The organism is Streptomyces sp. NPDC050619 (genome assembly GCF_040654815.1).
GTDB lineage: Bacteria > Actinomycetota > Actinomycetes > Streptomycetales > Streptomycetaceae > Streptomyces.
Genome location: NZ_JBFAIR010000020.1, coordinates 29,773 through 40,946, shown reverse-complemented (window position 1 = coordinate 40,946; position 11,174 = coordinate 29,773). Strand labels below are relative to the sequence as shown.

Sequence of the window (11,174 nt, the reverse complement as noted above, 5' to 3'; positions counted from 1 at the left end):
GCGGTGCGCGCGCCGGGTGCTCCAACACCCGTGCTGCCGTCCGGCCCTCGTGGTCTATTCGGTTGTCGTGGCGTCCGGTTCGGACGCCTTCTTTCGTTTGCGCTCGTCGCGCTTGAGCGCTTGGTCGACGGCCTGCCAGCTGCGCCCGAGATCGCGGGCGACGTCGGCGACCGTGCCGAGGTCCGCTACGCCTGCGCGCAGGGCCTCGGCTCGTCGTGTGGCGGCATCGGATACGAGGCTGTTCAGCTGCTCCAACAGCGTCTCTTCCTCGTGGACCCGGTCCCGCCAGGACTTCGGTTCCATCCCCATGACAGTATCCAACACCGGTGTTGGATGCAAGACCTTCACGTCGACGGCTCCGACTTCTTCGCCCGCTGGAACGCGTCGTGGATCAGCCGCTGCGCCTCGCCCAGATGCCGGGCGCAGATCTTCAGCTCGGCCCCGGGGTCGACGGCCTCACCGGTGCACTGGGTGCCGCGACCGGACAGGACGCGGCAGGTCACGATGCGCTCGGGCATGGCTCCTCCTTCGGCTGGAAGAACTGGAGCCTCAGCCAGTCCTGCGGGGTCGCGTAGGTGTAGCTACACCAGTCGCACCGGACGCGGGTCTGCCCCGGCAGCCGCTTGATGACAGCCCCGCACACCACACCCTCGACATCCACGGCGACGCACGTGCCGAGCCGCTGCGGACGCGGCACCGGATCACCGACCACCGACCGCATGCCGGCCTCCAGCTCTCGCACCTCCCGCGCCAGATCACCGGCCACCGGATACTCCACGGCGATCCAGTCCAGCTCCATGCCCAGCCACCGGGCCGCGACCGCGACCCGCCGGGCCATGCCGCCCTCGGTGGGCGGCGCCCCGTGGCTGGGCCAGCGCACCCGCTGCACGTCCGCCCGCCACAGCTCCAGCACCTCGGCGACGTGCCCGCCGCCCACCAGGTCGAGAACGTCCTCGTCGAGCGGGGACCGCGGACCGGCCACGGCCGCCGTGACGAACTCGGCAGGCCCCGACCGGCGCGGCACCAGGCACTCCGTCAGCTCCTCGAACAGCACCGGCAGCTGCTCCAGCCGCGCGGCCAGCTGTACCGCGTCCTTCGTGCACAGGTAGCCGGCCGCGATCTCGCGCTCGCACAGGCCGCACGACGCGGTCATGCCCGACTCCGGTGCTGGAGCCGGTAGAGGCGGAAGCTGCTCATGTACTGGTCGGCGGCCGTGATGCGGCGGATGCGACGGGAGGCGGCCTCACTGCGGCGGGCATCCCGCATGTCCCACAGCATGTGTGTCACGACCATGCCCTGGACGCCGAGGGCGAGGCCGACGAGGAGCATCTGAATCTCGTTCGGGGTCACGTCGTCTCCAAGATCAGAACGGGGGGTTCTCGGGGTGCCCGGCCGGGGCCGCGGCGGGCTGTTGCTGCTGTGTGCCACCCCATCCGCTGCCCTGCTGCTGGCCGTTGGCGGGCTGGGCTCCTGCCCAGGGGTCTCCGGACTGTGGAGCCCCCTGCCGTTGGCCGCCACTGCTCGGGTTCTTCTCGACCTTGGCGGTGGCGCGGGCGAGCGTCGGGCCGACCTCGTCGACGTCGATCTCGTACACCGTGCGTTTCACCTGCTCCTTGTCCTCGTAGGACCGCTGCTTGAGGCGGCCCTGGACGATGACGCGGACGCCGCGCGCGAGGGATTCGGCGACGTTCTCGGCTGCTTGCCGCCACACAGAGCAGGTCAGGAACAGGGCGTCGCCGTCCTCCCACTCGTTGGTCGTCTTGTTGAAGCGGCGCGGGGTGGAGGCGATACGGAACTTGGCGACGGCGACGCCGGCCGGGGTGAAGCGGAGTTCGGGGTCGTCGACCAGGTTGCCGACGACAGTGATGACGGTCTCTCCGGACATCAGTGGGTCTCCTTCTCGGGGTTGGCGGCCGTGGGCGCATCCCCACGGTTGGCCTGGTTGCGGAGCTTGGCGGCGTGCCGGAGGGCGAGGCCGCGGTTGCGGGCGGCAGCGAACGCGGCACGCCGGCGCTTGGCCGCCTCGGCGCGGGCGCGGGCGGCGGCGATCTTCTCCGCCACGATGTCGTCGACGTTCACGGGACGGCCGGGCCGAGAAGGCGGGGCGCAGGGCGCCCGCCCTCCGGGTAGAAGGGCTCGCCATATCCGTGGAACGAGTCAAGGACAGGCCGCAGTCGCCCGGTGCTCTCCAGGGCGAAGGCGAGGACGCGCTCGGTTGAGCCGTCATCCCAGCGCACGGTGTACCCGGCTCCCGGTACGACGCCGACAAAGGCGGGGTCGGCTCGTTCGGCGTTACAGAACTCGTGGTCAGCGAGGTCGTGCGCGTCGATGCGCTTGCCGGTGGCGGGGTCGACGATCAGGGGATAGCCGAGGTCGTCCCATCCGACGATCGGTTCCTCGCGGTAGGGCTTGAAGATGGCGGTCCATCCGGTGGGGCTGGTGGGCATCTGCTGCTTCTTTCCGGGAGGGGCGGTGGGCGTCCCAGAAATCCCAGAACGCCGCGCGTGTACCGCTAGGTGAGATCAGTGACTGGTATTGGGATTTGCGGGACGCTCCGGCGGGCTGGCGACCCATGGGTGGACATCGAATCGGGGCGAGGGTTTACGCCCGGGCCTGCCTGAGTCGGGCGCCGGGTGGAATGCGATCCACCCGTAGCGCTCCATGTCCTTGAGGACTTCGTTCATGGCTTCCATGTCTTCGGCCCACTCGCGCCCCTTGAGTGCCTGCCAGGCCTCGCGCGCGGAGAAGTCGGCCCCCGGCCGGTCTCGGCTGCGCAACCACGCAAGCAGGTCACGCAAGGGCTTCATGGCGCCCTCGCGGTTCTTGCCCATGAGGTCGAACACAGCGCGGGCGTGGGCGATGAAGTACGGGGTCATGGAGATGGCGGCCCGGATGCGGGCGAGGCTGATCTCCTGGGCGTGGGGGTCCTCGTAGAGGGTGACGCACGCGGCGATGCGGACGAGCTGGCCACGGAGCTTTCCGGCCCAGTCGGCGATGTCGTGGAGATCTCCACCCGGCTTGCGGCGCTGCGCGAACTTGTCGTAGAAGGCGCCGAACTCCTTGCGGGCATCGTCGGACAAGCGCATGACGACGGTGTCTTGGGTGTTCCAGATCAGCTTGACCAGGTCCCGGATGCGCTGCTCGTAGCCGTCCCGCACTTCGTCGGGGACTTCGGGGGTATCAAAGGTGTCGTGCTCGGTCGGGGTGGGCTTGGCGTACAGGAAACGGCCGAGGAATCCGGACTGCCGGAACTCGGGGTTCTTATTCTCCAGGCCAGCAACCATGCCAGGCTGAATGATCATGCCGAGGGCGAGAAACGTGGAGGGCATGCGGCGGTCGGGGCGGCCGATCCGCTCGATGCTGTAGGGACCGCCGGTGTAGCCCTCCAGGAGCAGGTCGGTGTTCGCTTTTCCGTTGTTGCCGTACAGGCCTGCCGCGATCTTGAAGAGTCCCCCTTCAGAGGCGAGCGAGCCGAGGCGGCCTTTCTGCTCGGCCATACGGAGGGCGAGAGCTTCGAGGGTGATGTCCCGCACGAGGATCAGCGGGAGGGCCGGGTTGTCCCCGAGCTCCAGCAGCTTCTCGCGGGCCACCTCGGCGTCGGCCTTGGCGTCCTCCCGGTCCGCGGCCGACTTCCCGCCGCCAGCGGTCTTCTCTGCGGCCTCCATCGCCTTTTCGGTGATCCGGATTTCCTGGCGGGTCTCCTCGACCTCCGGCCGGGCTGACTCGATGAGTTCGGTCTCGATGTCCCGCAGCGCGTCACAGGCGGCGTTCAGCGCTGGTGTCTTCTTCTCGGAGGAGTCCGCCAGGCACGTGAGGTAGAGCGCCGTGGACTCATACCAGTTGTGCTTGACCATGACCTTTCGCCGGCCGCCCGTGGTGGTGGAGATGGTGGCCAGGCAGGCGAAGGCGAGCATGTCCTGCGGGACTTGCAGTGCTGCGGCGGTAGCGGTGACGAACGGCGCAAGTCCGCCGAGCGTGTCGATCGGGAATGCGGGCAGGTTGCGGGTGTCCAGGGAGACAGGCTCCTCCCAGCTACCCTGCCTGTCTTGCGTCCCAGAACTCCCAGAATCACGGGTCTGGCTCGAATCCTGGGACCCACCCGGGGTTTTGGGATTTGTGGGACGCACATCGAGGGGCTGCAAATCGTCGAAGGCGAGCCCGGCCGCGAGGTGATCCGTCACGTCCTTCCCCACCGCGGGCTCCAGCACGCGGTGCGGGATGCCCGCGCGCGTGAGGGACTCGGCGACGGCTGCGGCGTGGTTCCGGCCCGGCTCGTCGCGGTCGGCGATGACGACGACCTCGCCGGCGCCCTCTAGGAATCGGGTGTACGACGACGACCACTTCCCGGCTCCGCCGATGTTGCAGGTGGCGACGCAGCCGATAGCCCGGAGGCTTTCGACGTCCTTCTCGCCTTCGACGACAAGGATGGTCCCGTTCGCCTGCGCTTCGGTGATCACCTCGGGGAGGCGGTAGAGGACGTTAGGGATGCCCTTGGTCCCCGGCTGCCCGTCTGGGCGGAACTGCCGGAACGTTTTCCGCTCGCCGTTGTAGCCCGGCTCGATGCGGCGCACGTACTTGAGGATCTCGCCGCCCCTGCCGCAGTACGCGTACTCGGCGACAACCTGCGGGCGCTCCCGCTTCTCCAGCGGCTCGTCGAACAAGTCGGCCATGGTGAGACCGAGGGTGCTAACGATGTCCTCGGCGGCGCATCCGGCGTGGCAGTTGAGGACAACGCCGTCCCCGTCCCTGCGGCTTCCGATCGACAGGGACGGGGCGCGGTCCTCGTGGGCCGGGCACTGCCAAGAAGTGCCGCGGCCCTTGCAGCCGTGCTGCTCCAGCGCCTCTGTGAGGCGAGCGAGGCCCGTCACGAGATGCTCCACGCGCCGACGAGGGCGAGGGCTGGATGGGTATTGCGCTTCACGAACTGCTCTCTTCTGTGAGCTGGATCAGTGGTTCGTGTTGGTGGGGCGGGCGCTGCCCCCAGGTGGGGCGCCCACCGTTCAGGTGCTTCGCCGCTTGGCCTTGGCGATGTCGTCGCCGATGGCGATGACGTCGGCGATCCAGTGCCGGGTGACGGCCTGGACGGCGTTCGGGGTGGGCTGCTCTTCGAGGTGCGCCCGGATCGAGTCGAGGACGATTTCGCGGCGCCCGCGCTCGGCGGCGCGGCGCAGGTAGAGCGTGGTCTCGTCGTCGGCGTAGTCGTGCTGCGTCGCGTCGAGATTGGCGGGCTGGTCCACCGGCCACTCGCCGGGGCCGCGCTCGGTCACGTCGCCTCCGTGCGGAAGATGGGCCAGCCGGGGCCGGGCCGGGGTTCGGGCTTTCCCTGCATGGCGGCGGGAGTGTGCTTGTCGCAGCGCCAACCGACGATGTAGCGGCGGGCGTAGCGCAGGCCGTGCGGGTTGCTGGGCACGTTGCAGGCGGGCCGGGCCGGGCGGCCGGGGGTACCCGCGATCTGGGTACCCCCGGCCACCGCGCTGTCGTCCGGGATGCTCACGAGAGGACCGCCTCGACGTCGGCGCCCGTGTAGACGGTGACCTCGAAGATGTCGGGGAACAGGTCGGTCGGCAGGCCGAGGTACTGGGTGACGAGGTAGCGGATGGATATGTCGCGCGCGGCCTCGGTGGCGTTGGCCGGGGTGTACACGGTTATGCCGGAGAGGCGGCGGTCGACGACGTACCCAAGGAACCGGGTGGTGTCGATTCCCTCGTACCGGTGGGCTTCGGTGTCGATGGTGTCGAGGCGGCCGTTCACTCTGGCCAGCAGCTCGCCCATCGGGAGGTCACACACCATGTCCGGGGTGAGCTGGTTGCTCTGCTCTGTCGGGGCAGGCGACGCCGTCGGCGCCTCGGGCTGTGCTTGAATTGCCATGAGGACGGTCTCTTCCTGGCGGCGGCACTGATGGGGTGTGCAAGACCCCGGGTGTCGCCGTCTTGCTGGTTAGCGCTGGTATGGACTGGGCGTTCTCAGGCGGCGTCGGACGTGCAAGGTCCGGCGCCGCCGCCGTTCTCGGGGGCGACGTTGAGGACCCGCAGCAGGTCGGCGGTCACGGCGCGGTAGGCCTTGCCGGCGCGGATGACCCGGCAAGGGAACTCGCCGTTACGGGCGAGGGTGTAGGCCGTGGTGCGGCCCACGCCGAATGCGCGACCGGCGGTGACGAGGTCGACGGTGGCTGGAAGCTCCAGCAGTTCTTTCGAGGTCATGGGTGTGGTCACGTTCGTGTGCCTCCGTGTTTGCGAGATCGAAGCGTGCAAGGCCCTGACCTGCAAATATGCTGCGAGAGGTTGCGGAGTGAACCTCTTGTGGACACTGTGGCATGCCGTCTAGTGTCGGGTCAAGCCGTGTCGGGTTCGCTCGTTCAACCTGTCATCGGTTAACCGGTGCCCTTGAGTGCCCATGCGTGGTCACCTGTTGTCACCTGTGTCAGGCAATGCTGGGCTGGGTTGCCCTAAGCTGTTCTAGGTTCTAATGTCGAACCTCATGAAGGTTGATCCCGTAGTCGAGCAGGCCATGGGCGACTCCGAGCTCCGCATCGGGCGTAACCTGCGGCGCATCCGCGAGAGCCTCGATCTCTCTCAGCAGGACATCGCCGAGCGGCTGACCAAACTCGGGCACCGGTTCCATCAAACCCAGGTAGCGAAGATCGAACGCGGTGAGCGCGCGGTACGAGTCAACGAATGGATCGCGATTTCTGAAGCTCTGGGTGTGATGCCGATGTCGCTCATGGCTGGAGGCCTCGGGACGGACGACGCGGTATTCGAAGCTCGACTGCAATTCGAGCGGATGCGCACGAACGTTGAGGCCATCAGTCAGCGGCTCTACAGCGTAGGGCTGGACCTCGAAGCGGCCACAGAGTTCTACCAGCAGGCCTTGCAGGACTACCTTCACGCTGCGGCAGAGGCCGGGCAGGAAGTCCAGTGGAGCGAGGTCGAGGTTGGCAAGGAATGGGCGGAGAGGCTGAAGAACTCCGCCGCGAACGAATACGCTGTGGATTTGGAGGAGTTGGACGGCAAGGCGAAATCCATCTTTGAGGAGTATCGGCGCGGCATGGAGTCATCGGAGGGGTAATGCCTAGTTCTCGCCGCGCCGGCGGCATTTCGAAACGGTGTGAGTGCCGCGGTCCGGACGGCAAGCGGCTCGGCGCAGCCTGCCCGCAGCTGTCCAAACGCAGCCACGGCAAGCACCGCGTCAGCCAGGAACTACCCGACGGCGAAGGCGGCACCCGCCGACGCTTCCAACGCACCGGCTACGCCAAAGCCACCGACGCCCAGACCGACCTCGACCGCATCCGCGCCATCCTCGACCTGCCCGGAGACGACGAAGACGGCCTGCGCCGTGTCGGCGACCTCCTCGCCGAACTCCAGAAGACTCGCGGCCCGATCCCCGAGCCGACCGAGGTGTCCCGCAAGCTGGGTGTCGGCGTACCGCTGGACGGCAAGACGACCGTGGGTGACTGGCTCGACCAGGTCATGACCACCAAGGCGACCAGGACGACCACGAACCACGGCTACAACAGCCACATCCGTGTCCACCTGAAGCCGGCGCTTGGACACCTCCGCATGGACAGGCTGACCGTCGGCCACGTCGAGGACATGTTCAACGCGATCGACGACCGCAACGACGTCATCCGCGCGGAGAACCAGGCGCGGCGCGAGCAGGTCGCCCGCTGCAAACGGGGCAAGCCCGGGGCGCCCAAGGCTGCCGAGCGTGAGCAGCTGGCCGCCGAGCGGGCGAAGCTCGCCGAGATGCCGCCCTTCCGCCGCATCACCGGCCCAGCCACGAAGCAGGCCATCCGCCGCACGCTGCGCATGGCCTTGAACAAGGCGATCGGGAAGCAGCTCATCACCTTCAACGCGGCCGCGCACGTCGAGCTGGTGGCCGCCGCCCGCCCCAAGGGCCTGCTGTGGACCGCCGAGCGGGTCGCGCGGTGGCAGAAGACAGGGGTGAAGCCGTCTCCGGTCATGGTGTGGACACCCGAGCAGCTCGGCCGGTTCCTCGACGAGGCCGAGCCTGACCGGCTGTACGCGTTCTTCCATCTCGTCGCCTACCACGGCCTGCGCCGCGGCGAGGGCGTCGGCCAGGGATGGGCCGACTTCTCGCCGGAGCGCAAGGAGATCCGGGTATCCGCCGAGATCGTGGTGGACGGCTGGACGCCCATCGAGACTGCGCCCAAGACCGACGGGTCGGTGGGCATCGTGAAGGTGGACGCGGGCACCGTGCGCGTTCTCCAGGCGCACCGGGAGCGGCAGCAGCGGGAGCGCGAGGAATGGAACGCTCAGGCGGCTGCGGACCGGGCCGCAGGCAAGGACACCGCAGACTGGACGGACACGGGGAAGATGTTCAGCGCCGAGGATGGCACCTGGCTGCACCCGGACCTCGTCAGCAAGGCGTTCCGTCGGATCTCGGACGCGGCCGGCCTGCCGCCCATCAACCTCCGGGACCTGCGTCACGGAGCGGCGGCCCTGGTGAAGGCGGGCGGGGGAGACCTGCACGACGCGAAGGTGAAGCTGCGCCACTCGACGATCACGCTGACCTCGGACACGTACATGGAGCTGTTCGAGGAGTACGAGGACGAGCTGACGGAGAAGGCGGCGGCCGCCGTGCCCAGGGCGCGGAGGGGTGACGCGGCAGTGCCGGCAGAGTAGCGTTGGTGGTGGACAGCATGAGGCCTCGTCACTGCAGGTGGCGGGGCCTTTCTGCTCAGCCAGTGCTCAACCGAACGCCCCGGAAGTAGTCGACACAGGGCGGCACAGAGCGACAGTGCGAAGGGTCTCCACGCTATGGAGAATGGGTCGTGACCAGCACGGACCGGATCGCCCCGACACAGAGCGACAGTCACCGAAACGAGGCGGTCCGAGGTTCCCTCAGACTTTTAATCCATTGGTTGTGGGTTCGAGTCCCACAGGGCCTACCGTTCGCGGGCGAGGGATACCCCCTTTGACCTGCTGTGCAGCGCTCGGGTCGGCTTCGGTCGGCTCGGGCGCTGCCATGTTTTCGGGGCTCTGCGTGAGCGACGCGCACCACCGTGAAGGCTCATTCCAGGACAGCGAGGTGGTCGGCCGCGCCGCCGCGCCACTCGATGAGGAAGAGGGTCGCGTCATCGCTGGTCGCTCCGCGTTCCTGTTTCAGGGTGTGGGAGAGCCGGAGCGCTGTGGCCCGTAGTCCTTCCCCGGTGGGCTCGATGCGGTTGACGCAGGCGATGAGCCGTTCCTCGCCGAACAGTTCCCCTACCTCGTCGCGTTCCTCGATCAGGCCGTCGGTGTAGCACAGCACCCGGTCGCCCCGCTGGAGTGTGTATCCGCTGACCCGGGGCTGGGCGCCGCCGAAGCCGACGGGCAGGGTGGTGGGGCCTGCCAGCTGGCGGGCGACCTGATGGTCGCGGATCAGCAGAGGTGCGGGGTGGCCCGCGTTGACCCATTGCAGGCGGCCGGTCGTGATGTTGAGGTTCATCATCTGTGCGGTGACGAAGTGGTCGGTCCCGAACTGCTCGGCGATGGCCTGGTCCATGAACGCGTACTTCTCGGCGAGGCTGATGCCGGCGCGTCTCGCGTGCCGGTAGGCGCCGACGGCGACGGTCGCCATCGTGGCCGCGTCCAGGCCATGGCCCATCGCGTCAATCACGGCCGCATGCAGGATGTCGTCGTTGAGGGCGTAGTCGAAACTGTCGCCGGCGATGTCGTAGACGGGCTCCAGGATGCCCGCCACCTCGACCTGCGGCACGGACATCGACAGCGGCGGCAGCAGACTCCACTGCATCTCCGCGGCCACGCTCATCGGCTCGCGGCGCCGGGCCTGGAAGAAGCGGTCCGTGTAGGCGTGCTTGGTGACCAGCATGTCGGCGACCAGACCCGCGAGCCTGCGCAGCAGCCGCCGGTCGTCGTCATCGACCCTGTCCAGGGTGAGCGCCATCACCCCGACCTCGTCACTGCCGTCCAGCAACGGCAGGTACATCCGAACGCCGCCGGCCTGCGGGACCTCTACCGGGGCCATCCGCAGGAAGGCCGTGCCGGCCGCGGAGTCGCCGATCGCTTCGGGTGCACCGACCAGCAGCCCCCTCCCCGGCAGCGGCACGAGGAACTCCTGCGCATAGTCCTGAAGGAGGATCGAGACGTCCCGTCCGCCGACCTTGGACACTTCCTCGGCGATCAACGGAGCGACCAACTGCGGTGGCATCTCGTGTGCCCGGTCCAGCAGGACCCCGAGCAACCGCTCTCCGAATCCTTCCGACCGGTCCACTCCGGCTCCCCCGGCTTGCCCGGTTTTGTCGGGCTGCGGCTCACTCTCGGCCACAGCCGCCCCCTACCGGCCTGAATGGCGCATTGCCGATCGCCGGTGTGCATCGTCCACGGCCTTCTCGTCCTGCAAGCATGCGCATCGCTCGATCATCACGCGCCGCGCCAGGGCTCACCGCGCGCAACCGCATCCGCGCCCGGCGAATCGCCCGAACGGGGCAGGCGGCCGAGATTGCCGATGCGGTCGGGCACTGACTGCGCGCTCGACGAACTCTCACCCGGCGTTCAACGCGCGCAGTGCTTCAGCAACTCCGAAGTCCGCTCGTCCACCACCCGGTACCGCACGATCCGGCCGTCTTTCGCCCCCTCCACGATGCCCGCCGTGCGCAGCAGGCGCAGGGCCTGGGAGACGGCGGTGTCCTTCATGCCGGTGGCGACGGCCAGGTCGGAGACGGCCAGCGGGCCGGCTCCGTGGAGGGCGAGGAGGAGGGCCAGGCGGCCGGGGTCGGCGAGGAGGGAGAAGCGGTCGGCCCAGGTGCGTACGTGATCGGGCTCGCCGACGGCGGCGATGGCATCGCAGACCCGATGTCCGTCGATGGTGCGCAGGCCGGCCCGCTCCGCGGGGACGAGGTGCATGGGGTCATCATCGCAGCTGCCTGTGCGGCCGGTGATGTCTTCTTCTCAACTTGCCTTGATACCTGAGCAGATATGCAGCCTTGCAGGTGTCGGCCGTGGCTTCTAGGGTGGGCGGGCCGTGGTGTTCGGGAAGACCGGTGACAGCCCTTCGGGGCTCAGGCCGGAGCGGCCCTCGCCACTGTGATCGGGTAGTTCCCGTCCCATGTACATCCCATGTACGACGCCACTGGCCCTCGGGCCGGGAAGGCAGGGGCGGGCGCGTCGACCCGTCAGCCAGGAGACCGGCCACGGCATCACGAAGCTGATCCA

16 protein-coding genes and 1 riboswitch are annotated in these 11,174 nt (G+C 68.5%); of the genes, 2 read left to right on the top strand and 14 right to left on the bottom strand.

The genetic code is table 11. The features are described 5' to 3' along the window. Positions 1-54: 54 nt before the first annotated feature. From AB0I77_RS29555 to AB0I77_RS29500, 12 genes are all read right to left on the bottom strand, one after another. On the bottom strand, positions 55-303 hold the full coding sequence (locus tag AB0I77_RS29555; RefSeq protein ID WP_363285778.1) for a hypothetical protein: 249 nt from the start codon (positions 301-303) through the stop codon (positions 55-57). Positions 304-344: 41 nt separating this feature from the next. Next, positions 345-518 carry a hypothetical protein gene (locus AB0I77_RS29550; RefSeq protein ID WP_363285777.1) on the bottom strand — a complete coding sequence of 58 codons (174 nt, stop codon included), beginning with the start codon at positions 516-518 and terminating at the stop codon, positions 345-347. Beyond that, positions 500-1,153 (bottom strand): hypothetical protein, encoded by a 654-nt coding sequence (locus AB0I77_RS29545; RefSeq protein ID WP_363285776.1) that lies wholly within the window; start codon positions 1,151-1,153, stop codon positions 500-502. The genes AB0I77_RS29550 and AB0I77_RS29545 overlap by 19 nt, the downstream gene beginning before the upstream one ends. After that, positions 1,150-1,350 (bottom strand): hypothetical protein, encoded by a 201-nt coding sequence (locus tag AB0I77_RS29540; protein WP_363285775.1) that lies wholly within the window; start codon positions 1,348-1,350, stop codon positions 1,150-1,152. The genes AB0I77_RS29545 and AB0I77_RS29540 overlap by 4 nt, the downstream gene beginning before the upstream one ends. Positions 1,351-1,363: 13 nt before the next feature. Further along, positions 1,364-1,885, bottom strand: a complete 522-nt coding sequence (locus AB0I77_RS29535; RefSeq protein WP_363285774.1) for a single-stranded DNA-binding protein — start codon at positions 1,883-1,885, stop codon at positions 1,364-1,366. Beyond that, positions 1,885-2,079 (bottom strand): hypothetical protein, encoded by a 195-nt coding sequence (locus AB0I77_RS29530; RefSeq protein ID WP_363285773.1) that lies wholly within the window; start codon positions 2,077-2,079, stop codon positions 1,885-1,887. The genes AB0I77_RS29535 and AB0I77_RS29530 overlap by 1 nt, the downstream gene beginning before the upstream one ends. Beyond that, positions 2,076-2,447 (bottom strand): hypothetical protein, encoded by a 372-nt coding sequence (locus AB0I77_RS29525; RefSeq protein ID WP_363285772.1) that lies wholly within the window; start codon positions 2,445-2,447, stop codon positions 2,076-2,078. The genes AB0I77_RS29530 and AB0I77_RS29525 overlap by 4 nt, the downstream gene beginning before the upstream one ends. Positions 2,448-2,522: 75 nt before the next feature. Then, positions 2,523-4,868 carry a DUF3987 domain-containing protein gene (locus AB0I77_RS29520; RefSeq protein ID WP_363285770.1) on the bottom strand — a complete coding sequence of 782 codons (2,346 nt, stop codon included), beginning with the start codon at positions 4,866-4,868 and terminating at the stop codon, positions 2,523-2,525. Between the two features lie 132 nt (positions 4,869-5,000). After that, positions 5,001-5,267 carry a hypothetical protein gene (locus tag AB0I77_RS29515; protein WP_363285769.1) on the bottom strand — a complete coding sequence of 89 codons (267 nt, stop codon included), beginning with the start codon at positions 5,265-5,267 and terminating at the stop codon, positions 5,001-5,003. Beyond that, positions 5,264-5,494: a hypothetical protein gene (locus tag AB0I77_RS29510; RefSeq protein WP_363285768.1), complete on the bottom strand. Its 231-nt coding sequence runs from the start codon at positions 5,492-5,494 to the stop codon at positions 5,264-5,266. The genes AB0I77_RS29515 and AB0I77_RS29510 overlap by 4 nt, the downstream gene beginning before the upstream one ends. Next, a complete protein-coding gene (locus AB0I77_RS29505; RefSeq protein ID WP_363285767.1) occupies positions 5,491-5,868 on the bottom strand; it encodes a hypothetical protein in 378 nt (125 codons plus the stop codon). Before AB0I77_RS29505 ends, AB0I77_RS29510 begins: the two co-directional genes overlap by 4 nt. A gap of 95 nt (positions 5,869-5,963) precedes the next feature. Continuing rightward, a complete protein-coding gene (locus AB0I77_RS29500; RefSeq protein ID WP_363285766.1) occupies positions 5,964-6,212 on the bottom strand; it encodes a DNA-binding protein in 249 nt (82 codons plus the stop codon). 265 nt (positions 6,213-6,477) lie between these two features. On the opposite strand from AB0I77_RS29500, the gene AB0I77_RS29495 reads away from it, so the two are divergent. Then, complete coding sequence (locus tag AB0I77_RS29495; RefSeq protein WP_363285765.1) at positions 6,478-7,065, top strand: helix-turn-helix transcriptional regulator; 588 nt, start codon at positions 6,478-6,480, stop codon at positions 7,063-7,065. Further along, a complete protein-coding gene (locus AB0I77_RS29490; protein WP_363285764.1) occupies positions 7,065-8,642 on the top strand; it encodes a site-specific integrase in 1,578 nt (525 codons plus the stop codon). Before AB0I77_RS29495 ends, AB0I77_RS29490 begins: the two co-directional genes overlap by 1 nt. Before the next feature lie 388 nt (positions 8,643-9,030). Here the strand turns inward: AB0I77_RS29490 and AB0I77_RS29485 are convergent, their stop codons facing one another. Further along, the gene (locus AB0I77_RS29485; RefSeq protein WP_363285763.1) at positions 9,031-10,233 is read right to left on the bottom strand and encodes a PP2C family protein-serine/threonine phosphatase; all 1,203 of its coding nucleotides are present in this window, start codon (positions 10,231-10,233) and stop codon (positions 9,031-9,033) included. A 281-nt stretch (positions 10,234-10,514) separates the two neighbouring features. Then, entirely contained in the window at positions 10,515-10,865 is a 351-nt protein-coding gene (locus AB0I77_RS29480; RefSeq protein WP_363285762.1) for a metalloregulator ArsR/SmtB family transcription factor, read from the bottom strand. A gap of 79 nt (positions 10,866-10,944) precedes the next feature. Next, positions 10,945-11,170: riboswitch (cobalamin riboswitch) on the top strand. Positions 11,171-11,174 lie beyond the last annotated feature (4 nt).